The organism is Pectinatus frisingensis (assembly GCF_014076555.1).
Classification (GTDB): domain Bacteria; phylum Bacillota; class Negativicutes; order Selenomonadales; family Selenomonadaceae; genus Pectinatus; species Pectinatus frisingensis.
On record NZ_CP045424.1, the window covers coordinates 2,172,494 to 2,186,868 of the forward strand.

Below are 14,375 nucleotides of genomic sequence, written 5' to 3' on the forward strand. Positions count from 1 at the left end.
TTTCCTTCCTTCAGCCCTTCATGTTATTTATCTTATCAATATTTACTGTTGCAAAATCATGATAAATCCTAAAAATAAGTGCCAGGCCAACTGCAACTTCAGCAGCAGCCACCGTAATTGAAAAAATCATCATTACTTGCCCTGAAAGATCCGGCATCGGTAAAAAATAATTAAAAGCAGCAAAATTTATATTTACGGCGTTCAACATCAACTCGATGCACATTAATATCGAAAATAAATTTCTTTTTACCAAAAGACCATATAATCCAATACAAAAGAGTAATGCACTCAAAATAAGAAAATGTGTCATGCCAACTGTCATTTTTCATCAGCCCCTTTCGCCAGCACTATAGCTCCAATCATTGCTGATAACAACAGTACGGCAGCAATTTCGAAAGCCAATACATAATGTGTAAGCAATAATTGTGCTAAAGCCCCTACAGTGTCTTGTATGTCATTAACCGCTGAATCGACAAATGAAACATTTAAAAATATCAGCAATAAACAGACCAGCAATAACAACGATACCACTGCTGCCCCCAGAATACTGCTCTTTTCCATTACATTCGATCGATCCATGGAAACACGCCGTGTCATCATTATTCCCAGCACTATTAAAATAACAACAGTTCCTGCATAAACCATTATCTGTACAGCCGCAAGGAAATCTGCATTTAGTAATGCATAAAGTCCCGCAACCGCAATAAAACAAAGCGCCAGGAATAATGCCGAATGAACCAGATTCTTACAATAAATAACTCCCCAGGCTGCTGTCACTGCAATTATTGCTGCCAAGTAGAACATGACTGTAAATATTCCATCATTCATGAATCTCATTCCTCCCGTCACTTTTCACTGCATCATAAGTCAGATCTGTTCTGGTATAACATGCTATAGCATAATTTTTATCCCATGTGACAGCCTTTGTCGGACAGGCTTCCACACAAAAACCACAGTACAGACAACGACCTGATTTATGAATATATTTTTTCATGTGGCGTTTTTTATTTTCATCTGTTTCTACTGTTAAATCCAGCGCTTCATTTGGGCAGGCCATCGAACACAATCTGCAGCCAATACATTTCTTTTGATCAAGCACCAGTTTACCACCACGAAAAGTTTCCGACATCGGCAGTTTTTCTTCCGGATACTGCACTGTCACCTTTTTACCGAAAAAGTGCCTGATCGTAACCGATAATCCGGTCAGCAATCCTTTCCCCTGCATAAAAATCACCTCAATACATCCAATTATAAATATAAACGCCTATACCGGTTGCAATTATATTGAAAAGTGCCAATGGTAAAAGAATTTTCCAGCTAAATCCCATCATCTGATCTATCCTGGTACGCGGAAAGGTCCATCTTATCCACATAAATACAAAAATCATAAGAAAAACTTTTACAATAAACCAGACAATTCCCGGCAGAACCGGTCCCTGCCAGCCGCCTAAAAACAATGTGGTTGTTAAAACGGCTGCTGTCAAAAGATTCGTATATTCAGCCAAGAAAAACAAAGCCCACCGCATACCGCTGTATTCAGTAAAAGGACCAGCAATAATTTCTGATTCACCTTCAACTAAGTCAAATGGTGTGCGATTCGTCTCCATTGTCATTGATATTATAAAAATAATAAACGCCAATGGCTGTATAAAAGCGAACCATGTGCCCGACTGCGCTGCAACAATAGTACTCATTTTCAAGGAACCTGTCACCATCACCACTGCCATTATCGAAAAAGCCATGGGAATTTCACTGCTGAGCATTTGCGCCACAGCACGCATGCCACCCATAAATGAATATTTATTTTCTGAAGCAAATCCGCCGATTAAAAACATCAACACTGATTGTGACATAACCGCTAAAACAAAAAATATGCCAATATTCAAATCAGTAAAGATTGCCCCGTCATCAAAAGGAAACACAGCATAAACCAATGCCGCCGGAATAAATAAAAGCATTGGTGTAATGCCCCATAAAACTCGTTCTGCTTTAGCAGGTATTATATCTTCCTTGGACATTAACTTTATCATGTCTGCCACTGTCTGCAAAATACCGAATGGGCCGACCCGGTTTGGTCCCAAACGATCCTGAATAAAACCGCATACCCGACGTTCCATATAAACCTGAATAATTACAGCTACAGAAATGACTGCAAATATAGCCACTATTTCCAGTATTACCATTATAAATTGAGTAATCAAAGTATTGCCAATCAATGAATCTATTCCATTAGACAACATATCCGCTGTCATTACTAATAGTCCACTATGCATTCTTTCCCTGCCTCCTCACTTAACAGTCCACTTCACCCAAAATTGGATCAATTGTAGACATAGCAACGACAACATCACCCACAAGATAGCCGCGGCACATCAAATCCAAGGCCTGCAAATTAATAAGTGAAGGTCTGCGAATATGCACACGATAAGGCTTAACCGTTCCATCGCTGATAATATGATATCCTACCTCACCACGCGGTCCCTCAGTTGTCACGTAAACTTCGCCCTTAGGCGGCCGGAGCACCTTAGGAACTTTAGCCATTACCGATCCTTCCGGTAATCCATCCAGTGCCTGCTTTACTATTTTGGCACTTTGCCGCATTTCCTTCATTCTGACGATATACCGATCCCAATTATCTCCGGAATTTCCAAGCGGTATATCAAAAATAAAATCTTCATAAGAACTGTAGGCATTATCCTTGCGCAGATCATAATTTACTCCGCTGGCACGCAGCATTGGTCCGGTCAGCCCCAGCTGCAGCGCCTGTTCAGCAGTTATTACTGATGTATTTTTCAAACGGTGCTGAAATATTTCGTTTCCTGTAAGCAAATCATTATATTCGTCGATCATAGCTGACAGATTTTTCAAAAATACATTTATCATATCAATTACTTTTACCGACAAATCACTTTTTACACCGCCTATACGTATATAAGAATACGTCATACGTGCACCGCAAAGTTCATTAAAAATATCTAAAATACATTCTCGATCACGAAACGGATAAATCATACCGGTCGTAGCTCCCACATCAACAGCCAGTGAACCTATAAAAATCATATGGCTCGCTATTCTGTTAAGTTCGGCCATAATCACCCTTATATATTGAGCACGTTCAGGAACTTCCAGCTGGGCCAGCTTTTCTACAGCCCGGCAATAGGCAAAATCATTATTCATCGCCGATACATAATCCAGTCTATCAGTGTATGGCATACATTGAAAATAATTACGAGATTCCATTAATTTTTCAATACCACGATGCAAATACCCCATACAGGGAACAGCTTTGACTACCCTCTCACCATCAAGAGTAAGCAATATCTGCAAGACACCGTGTGTACTGGGATGAACCGGTCCCATTGATAATTGATATTCTTCCGTCCTAATCACTTTGCTCACCGCTTCCGTCAAAATTTGCTTTAAAATCTTTACGTAATGGATGGCCTTCATAATTATCCGGCATAAGAATTCTCCTTAAATCAGGGTGGCCGATAAATTTTATCCCCATCAAATCATATTGTTCTCGTTCCTGAAAATCAACTTCCGGCCACAGCGGCATCAATGACGGTATTTCAGGAGTTTCCCGCTTCAAGAATACTTTTATCATCAATTCTTCATATTCACTGCGGTTAACTAAATCATAAACGACTTCAAAATGATCAACATAATCGACAGACGTTACATTTGAAAGCATATCGAAACCATATTCGTTTTTCAGTAATTTCATAAAGGATAAGAAACCACCTTTTTTTAAAGTTACTGGCGGTTTCGATAATTGCTCATCAAAATCTATATCATATAACGGATTATTTTCTATTTCCACCAATTTATCCCTGCTTAAATAACTCCTTTTCATTTTTGCACCTTCTGTACGTTCTCCGGATGACGTATTTTTTCTTTCAATTTAAGCATCCCATCAATTAGTGCCTCCGGACGGGGCGGGCATCCTGGGATATAAACATCAACCGGTATTATTTTATCAATACCAGGAACGACTGAATACGCGTCGGCAAAGGGACCTCCTGCGTTAGCGCAGCTTCCCATGGCAATAACATATTTGGGTTCAGGCATCTGCTCATACAATCTTTTCAATGGTGGTGCCATTTTCCATGTTAATGTACCTGCCACTAAAAACAGATCAGCCTGACGCGGTGAATTTCTAAATACTTCATAGCCGAATCTGGCTAAATCAAACCGAGCCGCCGCAGTGCACATCATTTCGATGGCACAGCAGGACAATCCTGACGTAAGCGGCCACAGTGAATTGCTGCGTGCCCATTTAAATAATCCATCGATACTTGTAATAAGCACATTATCCCGCAAAACCTGAGGAACTCTATCTGTTATTTCCATGTTAAAGCCCCCTTCTTCCACGCATATGCCAAACCAACGATCAATATACCGGCAAAAATAAACATTTCAGCAAGAGCAAATAAACCTATATCATTAAATTTCACAGCCCAAGGAAATAAAAAAACTGTCTCTACATCAAATACAACAAAAATAATTGCATACAAAAAATAACTTATTCGGTAACGTGGTACATTACGGCCCACAGTATCGACGCCACATTCATACTGAGAATTTTTTTCTCTATTAGGACGACGTGGTTCAATCAGTAATGGAACAATCATGGCTAGCACCGGAAAAATACCGGCAATAAGCAGTAAAACAAACATTTTCATAAATCCCGACATAATATTTCCTCCATTCGAAATTTTACGATTAATTATATAAACAGGAATTGATTTTAAAAGAAAACATTCCTGATATTTTTTGAAAGTATTTCCTTTATAATATAAATATTGTATATTGTCAAATATATTGGAATTATATTTCACTTACATTTTCATTTATCCTATTTATGATATTGTAACAAAACTGTATTTTTTTTCCAATAATCAATAGCATGAATATGGCAGATAAATAGTATTTTAGCGTACTGTAGCTAAGATTATCTGGCATTTTCGAACAAATTACCGACACAATATTTTTCTTGCTATCCCTGTGATATATCCTTGATATGTAAGACTTTTCGCACAAACATATTTTGAAAAAAATTTTATTGTGCAATTATTTTTATCAGTTTCTATTATTACCAATCATAAATACCATTAATAGTTAACACTATATTCCATGTTATTCCAGCTAAATGGCAACGAAACTTATTTTGATTTTTCTGATTTATAAATCTCCAGGTGAACGCAGCAAAAATATATAAATACACTTCAGTGCCTTGTACAACCACCGCTTCCCATCTGAGAACATATGTTATTTATGTTCCTTTTGCCTGATTTTAACCATCGCAGCATATGTATGGGATAACAATGTTGATACATCTGTTTCATATTGCATTCGATAATTAATTATGCTAGAATATTTTGTACCAACCGGTAGGTTTACAGGAGGCAAATATTTTGAATAAAAAGATTTTCATTATAAAAACGGCAGCCGAACTAATACATACAAACGGCTACAATATGACTTCAGTAAGTGACATTATGCAAGCGGCACAGATCGGTAAAGGCCAGTTTTATTATTATTTCGAATCCAAACAAGAACTTGGTCTTACTGTCATTGATTACTGTTTTAAAAAATGGCAAAACCGTGTCATCAAGGAAAATTTGGCCACAGCTGCACCGCCGGAAGAAAAGATTGATAAAATGCTGCTTTGCGCCATCGATATCCACCAAAAAAACGCCGGTAAATGCGGTTGTTTTTTTGGTAATCTGGCAATAGAATTAAGCGGACATAATGAACTTTTTCGTGAGAAAATTTACCAAATGTTTGCCGAATGGACTAAATATCTTACCATTGTAATTGATGAATTGCGACAAAACACAGCTTTACCGATCCCGATACAAAGTGATATTCTGGCTCAATCCATTGTAGCTATGCTCGAAGGTGGTATCATGCTGATGAAAAACAAACAGGATATTACTCCCTTGATCAATGCTGCCAATATGGTGCGAAAAATGCTGGGTATTAAAGAAAGGACTGCATAGCATGAAACGATATATTTTTTTTACGGTGTTAATAATTATTGCCGTGTGTTTGAGTATCTACTTTTACACAGCAGCCGAACCTGCCACGCAAGTCAGCAGTCAAACTGGTATTACCGTTGGAAAGACAGCTCCACAGTTCAGTTTAAAAGATACCGACGGCAACACGGTCCAAATTAATGCAGCTAAGACGAAACAAGTATTTGTCATTAACTTCTGGGCTACCTGGTGCCCACCCTGCCGTGAAGAGATGCCTGAATTGGAAAAATTTTATAAAACCTACGGCGATAAAGTCGAATTCTTCGGTATCGACGAACAGGAACCGGCAGATAAAGTGAATACTTTTATACATGATAACGCCTATACCTATCCAATTCTATTAGATACAAGCGGAGAAATTGGACAGCTATTCAAAGTACGAGCTATTCCAACCACTGTTATAATTGACAAAAACGGTACCATCGTTTACCGAAAGAGCGGCGGTGTAACAGCTGATGAACTTAAAAATGCTCTTGCTAAAGTGGGGGGTCATTAATGGACAATATAACTTTAGTCAGTATTTTCGCGGCAGGAATGTTGTCATTTTTTTCTCCTTGCGTACTGCCTATGCTGCCGACATTTTCGTTAATTCTGGCCGATTCTGTTGATGGACAGAAAAAAAATCCTTGGAATATCTACATCAACAGCATCTGCTTTTTGTGCGGTTTTACTTTTATATTTTTGCTGATGGGAGCTACAGCTTCATTGGTCGGGCAGTGGTTTTTAAATTATCAGGATACAGTCCGCAAAATTGGGGCTGTCATCATTTTTATCATGGGTCTGCTTTTAGCCGGAGTTTTCAACACTTCTATATTGGGACGAGATTTCCGTCCGTTTCTTCGTCATAAATTTCGCGGCCCACTGGGTTCTTTTTTACTTGGATTAGCTTTCACTACCGGATGGACACCATGCACCGGTCCTATTCTTGCCACAATTCTCATTTATGCCGGAGCAACCTCAACAGTTGGAATGGGTATACTATTTTTATTAGTTTATTCACTTGGATTTTCCATCCCATTTTTTGTAATCGGCATTATTTTTAGAAAATATCTGCCTCGCATGCATTGGCTCTATGAATGGTTGCCATTAATCCAAAAGGTTGTAGGCTATCTGCTCATCATTCTAAGTATTTTCATCTGGATGGACTGGCTGGAAAAAGGTCTGGGTTTATTATTTGCTTTATGAATTGAGGTGACTTTAAGATGAAACGCATTATTCTTTTTATATTAGCTTTTATTGTTATTCAGGCCAGCATAGCTGATTTAGGCAGCGCGTCTGCTTCAGCTGCCCAGTACGATGTACAGGACAATAACAGCTGCCATGATGGTATTTGTTCCCTTGATGAACACCATAACAACGACAGCACCGATACTACTCGGCAATAAAGGGGTGAAAATGATTGAAATACATACTCATAAAACTGATTGCTGCCCTAATAATCGCATTATCCCCAATAACAACAGTATTTGCATACTCCGGCCAGGAAGCAGAACAATTCGAACCTATAACTCTACCTTCTCTCAACAATATTCCAACCACCATTAAACCGCAAAACAACAAGCTTTTAATTATAAATTTTTTTGCTTCATGGTGCCCTTACTGTATTAAAGAACTGCCGGAATTCAACAGTCTATATAATAAATACGGTAATCAGGTACAAATGTACCTGATAGATACTTTTGAGACTCCTGATACAGCGAACGATTTTCTTTACCAAAATAATTACCAAATTCCTACTGTCTATGACAATACATATGCACATCTTCTTGGTAAACTCAAATTTGAAGGTATTCCGACAACTTTCATCATCAACAGTGACGGTGTAATAGTATTTCGCAGCAATGGCATGCTGGCGCCCGGACAACTTGAAGCTGAAATAAATAAATACACTGCGCAACGACAATTGAAACAACCTGATATTACAGGAAAATGGATTTTCCAAGACGGCTCGAATAAACCTTCAATATCACTTACTTTACTGCCTGGCGGAAAAATAAGGGGACATAGTCTGAATAAATTGAGTTGGAAACTGACTGGCGATACATTGACTTTTTTCGACTCGGCAGATCTGCCAATCTATCGTTTTTATTATATGCAGGAAGTAAGCCATAAAACATTTTTTATTGGTAAAAAGATCACCGACGAATATACTTCATCACAAATATCTTTAAGTAGATCAAATAAAAACAGCAATATTTCGTTTTAACCGACAATTCCTTATACTCTTATTCCAAATTAAGTTGATCTTCTTGACAAGTAAAATTCCTTGACATAATTTCTGTCATCAGATATAATATGATTCATAATTAATTCAGCTGCCGAGGTGAATAACGTGTTGGACAACTTTTTAAGGCTTAGCGCTTTATTTGATTGTTATGGCTCGTTGTTGACGGGCAAACAGCAAAAATGTTTAAAAATGCATCTGTATCAGGATTGGTCACTGTCTGAGATAGCCGCATGTCTGCATATTTCACGTCAGGCAGCCTATGATATGTTGCATCGTTGCGAGATTACTTTAGAAAAATACGATGCTAATCTTAATCTTCTTCAGAAAGATAAAACCCGCCAGAAGGCTTTACTTGATATTGCTGCCGATATCAATTCGCTCCGAAATGGGTTTCAGGTAAACCGTCTTAATTCTATCGAAAATAAAATAAAAGCCTTATTGAATACATAATTGTGTAAAAGGGGGAATATTATTGATTTTTGAATCTTTGAGTGAAAAATTACAAAATACTTTCAAAAAACTGCGCGGTCATGGACGATTATCAGAATCCGACGTTGATGCAGCAATGCGTGATATCCGAATGGCGCTCCTTGAAGCCGATGTAAATTTTAAGGTAGTTAAAAATTTTGTAGCTAAAATCCGGGAACGAGCCATCGGTTCAAACATATTAGAGAGCCTTACCCCAGCACAGGCTGTTATAAAAATAGTAAATGAAGAACTTACTGATCTGATGGGCGGCTCGGTAAGTCGAATAAATATTGCCCCTAATCCTCCCACAATAATAATGATGGTAGGACTGCAGGGTGCCGGTAAAACCACTTCTGTGGGTAAACTTGGCGTCATGTTCAAGAAACAAGGCAAGCATCCATTATTTGTCGCGGCCGATGTATACCGTCCGGCTGCCGTAAAACAGTTACAGGTGCTTGGTGATCAGCTTGCCATTCCGGTTTTTTCACTGCCTGAGGGCAGTAATCCGGTTGATATTGCCCGACAAGCCATACAACAGGCTGTCAGCCATACTAATGACATTGTCATCATAGACACTGCCGGGCGACTTCATATTGATGAAGCTCTCATGCAGGAACTAGTGACTATAAAGTCTTCTGTTCATCCCCATGAAATATTGCTCGTTGTAGATGCCATGACTGGTCAGGATGCTGTTAATGTGGCGGAAAGCTTTAATGCTGATCTTGGTCTGGATGGTGTTATATTAACAAAAATGGATGGCGACGCCCGTGGCGGAGCTGCTTTATCTGTAAAAGCCGTGACCGGTTGTCCTATAAAGTTTGTTGGTACCAGTGAAAAGATTGAAGCTTTGGAACCATTTTACCCGGATCGCATGGCTTCCCGTATTCTTGATATGGGTGATGTGTTATCACTCATCGAAAAAGCCCAGGAAACATTCGATGCCGGTGAAGCCAAAAAAATGGAAAAAGCACTCCGGAAGAATCAGTTCACGCTTGATGATTTTTTAAACCAGATGCAGCAGATAAAAAAACTTGGCTCACTCGATAAAATTATTGGCATGCTGCCCGGCATGGGCGGATTGAAAAAAAAGCTTGGCAATGTCGATATGGATTTAAAAAACAACAAAGAATTAGCCCACATTGAGGCTATTATCCGTTCAATGACTTTTGCCGAAAGAAATAATCCTGCAATAATAAACGGCAGCCGGCGTAAACGTATTGCTGCTGGCAGCGGCACACATGTGCAGGACGTCAATAAATTGTTAAAACAATTTACCGAAATGAAAAAAATGATGAAAAAAATGACTAATTTAAAAGGCAAAAAAGGGTTGAAAGGAATTCCAAAGGGATTAGGTAACATGAAATTCCCATTTTAAGGAGGTGAAATCAAATGGCAGTAAAAATCCGTCTTAACCGTATGGGGGCAAAGAAAAGTCCATTCTATCGTATCGTTGTAGCAGATGCACGTGCTCCCCGTGATGGTCGTTTTATTGAAATCATAGGCAATTATGATGCAACCAAAAACCCGGCTATCGTAAATATAGATGAAGAAAAAGTCATCGATTGGATGACTAAAGGTGCGCAGCCTACTGATACAGTAAAATCATTATTATCCAAACAAGGTACAATGGCTAAATTCGCCGCAGCAAAAAAAGCGAAGAATTAAGAAAGAGGCTATGATATGAAACAGCTTATTGAGCTTATAGCAAAATCTTTGGTAGACAATCCCGCCATGGTAATCGTGAACGAAAAAAACGATGGTGAAACACTCGTCTATGAACTTTCCGTTGCCGATGATGACATGGGAAAAGTTATCGGTAAGCAGGGTCGTATTGCTAAAGCATTACGCACTGTCGTTAAAGCCGCGGCAGCTCGTGAATATAAAAAAGTCATAGTTGATATTATTTGATACACAGCGGCAACGGACTTTGCATCCTTGCCGCTGTTGTCGTATAACATTGAGGAGGCCAAATAATTATGGAAACAATAACTTTGCAATGCCCGATAACCGTCAAAGCAAAAGTAACGGAAAAATTCAAAACCGACATGCTGCATAATCTCAGCCGGCAAATTGAAAAAATCAATGCCGAAGTATCACATATCGAAAAAGATATGAAAAAAGTCTTAGCTGAACAAAGTACCGGTGATGTACAGCGCGTTTCCATGCTGCTACAGCGTATGGAAGAAGAAAAACAAAAACGTTTATCCTATCGGGAAAATATCAAAAATCAAATAACCGATACCGAAGAATTAGAAGTCGGGGCTGAAGTAGTACAAGGAACTTTACAGCGTCTGGTTGAAGTAAAAATTGGTGATACCATGCCGGGAATAATGAATACGGAGCTTTTAGTCGAAGATGGAAAAATCATTGAAATGCGCGACTAACCAGGAATTCCTGACAATTGGCCGGATTGGTAAACCGCATGGCATAAAAGGTGACGTACGCGTCTATCCACTTACTGATTTTCCTGACAGATTCAATAATTTGCATAAAGCCTATATAGATGGTACTGTTATTACTATTGCAGCTGCCCATCCCAGTAATGATTTTATTATCATGCAGATAAATGGTTTTGACAGCAGGGAAAAAGCTGCCGTTCTAACCGGTAAATTCCTCAAGATTGCCAAATCTGATGCCGCTCCATTAGCCGAAGGTGAGTATTATTTCTTCGACATAATCGGATTGGATGTATTTGATGAAAATGGTGTTTTTCTTGGAGTAATCACTGACATTCTGAAAACCGGCAGTAATGATGTTTATGTCATTGAAAAAACAACAGGTCAATTACTTATACCTGCTTTAAAAAAAGTTGTTACCAATATTGATATAAATAATAAACGCATGGATATTATCATGCCAACTGAAAATTAATATGGATATAAATATAATCTCTTTATTTCCCGAAATGTTCAACAGTCCTTTCGGTCACAGTATAATAAAACGGGCGCTGGACAAACATATAATTAATATTAATTTTACCAATCCCCGCGATTTTACTTATGACCGCCACCATCAGGCAGATGACGTTCCCTTTGGCGGCGGTGCCGGAATGGTCTTAAAACCGGAGCCGTTTTTTCGTGCCGTGGCATCTGTAAAAAATACACTTCCAACTAATAAAAATACCCGTGTTATTTTGCTGTCACCCGAGGGAAAAACATTTTCGCAGCAAACAGCTAAAAATTTGTCTACCTATGATTCTTTAATATTCATCTGTGGTCATTACGAAGGTTTTGATAATCGCATTACCGAAAATCTGGCTGAGGACATAATATCTATCGGCGATTATGTCTTGACTGGCGGTGAACTGGCCTGCATGGTTATCGTGGACGCCGTATGCCGCATGCTGCCTGATGTTTTAGGATCAAAAGAATCAGCTTTAACTGATTCTTTTTATAACGGCTTATTGGAATATCCGCAGTATACCAAGCCACGCTATTATAAAAACATGACTGTCCCTGATGTCTTGCTATCAGGGAATCATCAAAAAATTGATGAATGGCGCCGAATCAAGGCCTTAGAAAAAACCCGTCTTAAACGTCCCGACTTGTTAGATAAAATTAATTTATCACCGGAAAAACTTAACGCTGTTAAAAAACTAAAAAATGATTGCACCAAAAATTAAACTATGCTAGAATAAAAAAGTATTGCAATCGGTCCTCTGGTGGAAGTATACCATGAACGATTGATATTAAGGAGGAAACACAATGAATATCATCCAGGTTTTAGAGCAGGAACAGTTGAGGAAAGATATTCCTCAATTCCAGTCAGGTGACACCGTGCGTGTCCATGTAAAAGTAGTTGAAGGAACTCACGAACGTATCCAAATGTTTGAGGGAGTTGTCATTGCCCGCCAAGGCAGCGGCGTACGTGAAATGTTCACTGTAAGACGTATTTCTTATGGTATCGGTGTTGAACGTACATTTCTTGTCCATTCACCACGCTTGGAAAAAATTGATGTCGTACGCAGAGGCGTTGTACGCAGGGCAAAACTTTACTACTTACGTAATTTGACAGGTAAGGCCGCTCGTATCAAAGAAAGACGCTGATAATTCATTATTGGGGACTGCGGCTTGAGGCAGTCCTCTTTATTTTTAACTAAAATTTACCTTTGGAGGCTGAATATGAATAAATCGTTGGGTGCCGAACTTAAAGATTGGATTATATCAATTGTCATTGCAGTAGTACTTGCTTTATTTATACGTCACTTTATAGTTGAACTTTATCTGGTCGACGGCCCATCTATGCAGCCAACCCTACTCAGCCATGAACGTTTAGTAGTAAATAAATTCATCTATCATTTTCGTACTCCGAAAAAAGGAGAAATATTGGTATTCCAATATCCCCGCGATCCCAGCCGTGACTTCATTAAAAGAGTCATCGCTGTTCCTGGTGATACCATCGAAATCAAAGATGGTCATGTTTTTGTAAATAATCAACTGCAAAATGAACCTTTCATCTTAAGCCAGACTAGAGGTGATTATCCACTCACCACCATACCAGACGGACATATATTCGTGATGGGAGATAATCGCAATAATTCTGAAGACAGCCGTTTCCCCGATGTTGGCTTCGTTCCGTTTGATTTGATAAAAGGTAAGGCCGTGCTGGTTTTTTGGCCTTTAAGTAATTTACATACCTTACCGTGAATTTACTGCAATATAGTCTCATCGTTTTAATAATTCTGATGAATAGAAATCAAACGTCGGTAAAAACACCGACGTTTTTTCAATAAATAAAAAAGGTGACTAAAATGGATGAACAAAAAAGACCTCTTACTACAGTTCAGTGGTTTCCCGGCCATATGGCCAAAGCCCGCCGTCTGATCGAAGAAAATCTAAAAGTAGTCGATATAATAGTTGAACTTCTCGATGCCCGCATTCCCCTATCCAGCTCTAATCCTATAATTATGGGATTGATAGGTAATAAACCACATATAATTGTCTTAAACAAAGCTGATTTAGCTGACAGCGGCATTACCCGTGAATGGATAAAATTTTACAAGCGCATGGGGAAGTCAGCTTTGTCCATAGACTCTGTAAAAGGAAAAAATATTAAAGAACTTACCCAGACAATTGCCCGGCTGACAGAAAAACAAACCTCTCGTTTTTCTGCCCAAGGTGCTAAAGCACGCAGTGCCCGTGCCATGATTGTTGGCATACCTAATGTCGGTAAATCATCCCTTATTAATCGTCTGGCCGGTACAATTGCCGCTAAAACCGAAAATCGCCCTGGTGTCACTCGCGCCAAACAGTGGATACGAATCGGTAAAAACATTGATCTACTCGACATGCCCGGTCTTTTATGGCCCAAATTCGATGATCCTTCAGTAGGATTAAATCTTGCTTTTACCGGTGCAATAAATGATGATGTATATGACAAAAGTAATGTAGTATTATCACTTCTGGATTTTTTAAGAATACATTATCCGCATGCGCTGCAAAATCGTTTCAAACTTACTGAGTTACCTACTACAAACGAAAAATTATTATCGATAATCGGAGAAAAACGAGGTTATCTGGTAAAGGGCGGCACTATAGATGAAGAAAAAACTATTACAGCTGTCTTCACAGACTTTCGCAGCGGCCGGCTCGGCAAAATTTCCCTGGAATCACCACAAGCTTAAGCAGTGTTTTCAACTT

General features: G+C 38.9%; 23 protein-coding genes. 15 read left to right on the forward strand and 8 right to left on the reverse strand.

The window, feature by feature from the left end:
- Positions 1 to 10: 10 nt before the first annotated feature.
- From nuoK to F8M42_RS10175, 8 genes are read right to left on the reverse strand one after another with little or no spacing between them, the layout of a single operon-like run.
- Positions 11 to 322 (reverse strand): NADH-quinone oxidoreductase subunit NuoK, encoded by a 312-nt coding sequence (gene nuoK, locus F8M42_RS10140; RefSeq protein WP_182186441.1) that lies wholly within the window; start codon positions 320 to 322, stop codon positions 11 to 13.
- A complete protein-coding gene (locus F8M42_RS10145) occupies positions 319 to 828 on the reverse strand; it encodes an NADH-quinone oxidoreductase subunit J family protein (RefSeq protein ID WP_182186443.1) in 510 nt (169 codons plus the stop codon). Before F8M42_RS10145 ends, nuoK begins: the two co-directional genes overlap by 4 nt.
- Positions 821 to 1,225 (reverse strand): NuoI/complex I 23 kDa subunit family protein, encoded by a 405-nt coding sequence (locus tag F8M42_RS10150; RefSeq protein WP_182186445.1) that lies wholly within the window; start codon positions 1,223 to 1,225, stop codon positions 821 to 823. The genes F8M42_RS10145 and F8M42_RS10150 overlap by 8 nt, the downstream gene beginning before the upstream one ends.
- Before the next feature lie 10 nt (positions 1,226 to 1,235).
- Positions 1,236 to 2,273: an NADH-quinone oxidoreductase subunit NuoH gene (gene nuoH, locus F8M42_RS10155; RefSeq protein ID WP_407672848.1), complete on the reverse strand. Its 1,038-nt coding sequence runs from the start codon at positions 2,271 to 2,273 to the stop codon at positions 1,236 to 1,238.
- Positions 2,274 to 2,292: 19 nt separating this feature from the next.
- Positions 2,293 to 3,390: an NADH-quinone oxidoreductase subunit D gene (locus F8M42_RS10160; RefSeq protein ID WP_182186447.1), complete on the reverse strand. Its 1,098-nt coding sequence runs from the start codon at positions 3,388 to 3,390 to the stop codon at positions 2,293 to 2,295.
- The gene (locus F8M42_RS10165) at positions 3,383 to 3,856 is read right to left on the reverse strand and encodes an NADH-quinone oxidoreductase subunit C (RefSeq protein WP_182186448.1); all 474 of its coding nucleotides are present in this window, start codon (positions 3,854 to 3,856) and stop codon (positions 3,383 to 3,385) included. Before F8M42_RS10165 ends, F8M42_RS10160 begins: the two co-directional genes overlap by 8 nt.
- Positions 3,853 to 4,353, reverse strand: a complete 501-nt coding sequence (locus F8M42_RS10170; protein ID WP_182186450.1) for an NADH-quinone oxidoreductase subunit B — start codon at positions 4,351 to 4,353, stop codon at positions 3,853 to 3,855. The genes F8M42_RS10165 and F8M42_RS10170 overlap by 4 nt, the downstream gene beginning before the upstream one ends.
- Positions 4,344 to 4,697 (reverse strand): NADH-quinone oxidoreductase subunit A, encoded by a 354-nt coding sequence (locus tag F8M42_RS10175; RefSeq protein ID WP_196591038.1) that lies wholly within the window; start codon positions 4,695 to 4,697, stop codon positions 4,344 to 4,346. Before F8M42_RS10175 ends, F8M42_RS10170 begins: the two co-directional genes overlap by 10 nt.
- Positions 4,698 to 5,417: 720 nt before the next feature.
- On the opposite strand from F8M42_RS10175, the gene F8M42_RS10180 reads away from it, so the two are divergent.
- The 15 genes from F8M42_RS10180 to ylqF all read left to right on the forward strand — a co-directional run bounded on the left by F8M42_RS10180 (position 5,418) and on the right by ylqF (position 14,359).
- Positions 5,418 to 6,005 carry a TetR/AcrR family transcriptional regulator gene (locus F8M42_RS10180; RefSeq protein ID WP_229711333.1) on the forward strand — a complete coding sequence of 196 codons (588 nt, stop codon included), beginning with the start codon at positions 5,418 to 5,420 and terminating at the stop codon, positions 6,003 to 6,005.
- Between the two features lie 49 nt (positions 6,006 to 6,054).
- Positions 6,055 to 6,537 (forward strand): TlpA family protein disulfide reductase, encoded by a 483-nt coding sequence (locus F8M42_RS10185; RefSeq protein WP_182186452.1) that lies wholly within the window; start codon positions 6,055 to 6,057, stop codon positions 6,535 to 6,537.
- Positions 6,537 to 7,226: a cytochrome c biogenesis CcdA family protein gene (locus F8M42_RS10190; RefSeq protein ID WP_182186453.1), complete on the forward strand. Its 690-nt coding sequence runs from the start codon at positions 6,537 to 6,539 to the stop codon at positions 7,224 to 7,226. Before F8M42_RS10185 ends, F8M42_RS10190 begins: the two co-directional genes overlap by 1 nt.
- 17 nt (positions 7,227 to 7,243) lie before the next feature.
- On the forward strand, positions 7,244 to 7,426 hold the full coding sequence (locus tag F8M42_RS10195) for a hypothetical protein (protein WP_182186455.1): 183 nt from the start codon (positions 7,244 to 7,246) through the stop codon (positions 7,424 to 7,426).
- 14 nt (positions 7,427 to 7,440) lie between these two features.
- A complete protein-coding gene (locus F8M42_RS10200) occupies positions 7,441 to 8,247 on the forward strand; it encodes a TlpA family protein disulfide reductase (protein ID WP_182186457.1) in 807 nt (268 codons plus the stop codon).
- Positions 8,248 to 8,376: 129 nt separating this feature from the next.
- The gene (gene ylxM, locus F8M42_RS10205) at positions 8,377 to 8,718 is read left to right on the forward strand and encodes a YlxM family DNA-binding protein (protein WP_182186458.1); all 342 of its coding nucleotides are present in this window, start codon (positions 8,377 to 8,379) and stop codon (positions 8,716 to 8,718) included.
- Positions 8,719 to 8,740: 22 nt separating this feature from the next.
- Positions 8,741 to 10,111 carry a signal recognition particle protein gene (gene ffh / locus F8M42_RS10210; RefSeq protein ID WP_182186460.1) on the forward strand — a complete coding sequence of 457 codons (1,371 nt, stop codon included), beginning with the start codon at positions 8,741 to 8,743 and terminating at the stop codon, positions 10,109 to 10,111.
- Positions 10,112 to 10,125: 14 nt separating this feature from the next.
- The gene (rpsP, locus tag F8M42_RS10215; protein WP_182186462.1) at positions 10,126 to 10,401 is read left to right on the forward strand and encodes a 30S ribosomal protein S16; all 276 of its coding nucleotides are present in this window, start codon (positions 10,126 to 10,128) and stop codon (positions 10,399 to 10,401) included.
- Between the two features lie 15 nt (positions 10,402 to 10,416).
- The gene (locus F8M42_RS10220; protein WP_182186464.1) at positions 10,417 to 10,644 is read left to right on the forward strand and encodes a KH domain-containing protein; all 228 of its coding nucleotides are present in this window, start codon (positions 10,417 to 10,419) and stop codon (positions 10,642 to 10,644) included.
- Positions 10,645 to 10,712: 68 nt separating this feature from the next.
- Positions 10,713 to 11,120 (forward strand): YlqD family protein, encoded by a 408-nt coding sequence (locus F8M42_RS10225; RefSeq protein WP_182186466.1) that lies wholly within the window; start codon positions 10,713 to 10,715, stop codon positions 11,118 to 11,120.
- Positions 11,092 to 11,607, forward strand: coding sequence for a ribosome maturation factor RimM (gene rimM, locus F8M42_RS10230; RefSeq protein ID WP_182186467.1), 516 nt, complete (start codon positions 11,092 to 11,094; stop codon positions 11,605 to 11,607). Before F8M42_RS10225 ends, rimM begins: the two co-directional genes overlap by 29 nt.
- A gap of 1 nt (position 11,608) precedes the next feature.
- Complete coding sequence (gene trmD, locus F8M42_RS10235) at positions 11,609 to 12,358, forward strand: tRNA (guanosine(37)-N1)-methyltransferase TrmD (RefSeq protein WP_182186469.1); 750 nt, start codon at positions 11,609 to 11,611, stop codon at positions 12,356 to 12,358.
- An 82-nt stretch (positions 12,359 to 12,440) separates the two neighbouring features.
- A complete protein-coding gene (gene rplS / locus F8M42_RS10240) occupies positions 12,441 to 12,782 on the forward strand; it encodes a 50S ribosomal protein L19 (RefSeq protein ID WP_182186471.1) in 342 nt (113 codons plus the stop codon).
- Positions 12,783 to 12,857: 75 nt separating this feature from the next.
- The gene (lepB, locus tag F8M42_RS10245) at positions 12,858 to 13,382 is read left to right on the forward strand and encodes a signal peptidase I (RefSeq protein WP_182186473.1); all 525 of its coding nucleotides are present in this window, start codon (positions 12,858 to 12,860) and stop codon (positions 13,380 to 13,382) included.
- A 104-nt stretch (positions 13,383 to 13,486) separates the two neighbouring features.
- Positions 13,487 to 14,359 (forward strand): ribosome biogenesis GTPase YlqF, encoded by an 873-nt coding sequence (gene ylqF, locus F8M42_RS10250; protein WP_182186475.1) that lies wholly within the window; start codon positions 13,487 to 13,489, stop codon positions 14,357 to 14,359.
- Positions 14,360 to 14,375 lie beyond the last annotated feature (16 nt).

Bases quoted from the DNA above. Each gene is read 5' to 3' on its own strand.
- nuoK (WP_182186441.1), bottom strand. From the start codon at position 322: ATGACAGTTGGCATGACACATTTTCTTATTTTGAGTGCATTACTCTTT.
- F8M42_RS10145 (WP_182186443.1), bottom strand. From the start codon at position 828: ATGAATGATGGAATATTTACAGTCATGTTCTACTTGGCAGCAATAATT.
- F8M42_RS10150 (WP_182186445.1), bottom strand. From the start codon at position 1,225: ATGCAGGGGAAAGGATTGCTGACCGGATTATCGGTTACGATCAGGCAC.
- nuoH (WP_407672848.1), bottom strand. From the start codon at position 2,273: ATGCATAGTGGACTATTAGTAATGACAGCGGATATGTTGTCTAATGGA.
- F8M42_RS10165 (WP_182186448.1), bottom strand. From the start codon at position 3,856: ATGAAAAGGAGTTATTTAAGCAGGGATAAATTGGTGGAAATAGAAAAT.
- F8M42_RS10170 (WP_182186450.1), bottom strand. From the start codon at position 4,353: ATGGAAATAACAGATAGAGTTCCTCAGGTTTTGCGGGATAATGTGCTT.
- F8M42_RS10175 (WP_196591038.1), bottom strand. From the start codon at position 4,697: ATGTCGGGATTTATGAAAATGTTTGTTTTACTGCTTATTGCCGGTATT.
- F8M42_RS10190 (WP_182186453.1), top strand. From the start codon at position 6,537: ATGGACAATATAACTTTAGTCAGTATTTTCGCGGCAGGAATGTTGTCA.
- F8M42_RS10195 (WP_182186455.1), top strand. From the start codon at position 7,244: ATGAAACGCATTATTCTTTTTATATTAGCTTTTATTGTTATTCAGGCC.
- rpsP (WP_182186462.1), top strand. From the start codon at position 10,126: ATGGCAGTAAAAATCCGTCTTAACCGTATGGGGGCAAAGAAAAGTCCA.
- F8M42_RS10220 (WP_182186464.1), top strand. From the start codon at position 10,417: ATGAAACAGCTTATTGAGCTTATAGCAAAATCTTTGGTAGACAATCCC.
- F8M42_RS10225 (WP_182186466.1), top strand. From the start codon at position 10,713: ATGGAAACAATAACTTTGCAATGCCCGATAACCGTCAAAGCAAAAGTA.
- rimM (WP_182186467.1), top strand. From the start codon at position 11,092: ATGGAAAAATCATTGAAATGCGCGACTAACCAGGAATTCCTGACAATT.
- trmD (WP_182186469.1), top strand. From the start codon at position 11,609: ATGGATATAAATATAATCTCTTTATTTCCCGAAATGTTCAACAGTCCT.
- rplS (WP_182186471.1), top strand. From the start codon at position 12,441: ATGAATATCATCCAGGTTTTAGAGCAGGAACAGTTGAGGAAAGATATT.
- lepB (WP_182186473.1), top strand. From the start codon at position 12,858: ATGAATAAATCGTTGGGTGCCGAACTTAAAGATTGGATTATATCAATT.
- ylqF (WP_182186475.1), top strand. From the start codon at position 13,487: ATGGATGAACAAAAAAGACCTCTTACTACAGTTCAGTGGTTTCCCGGC.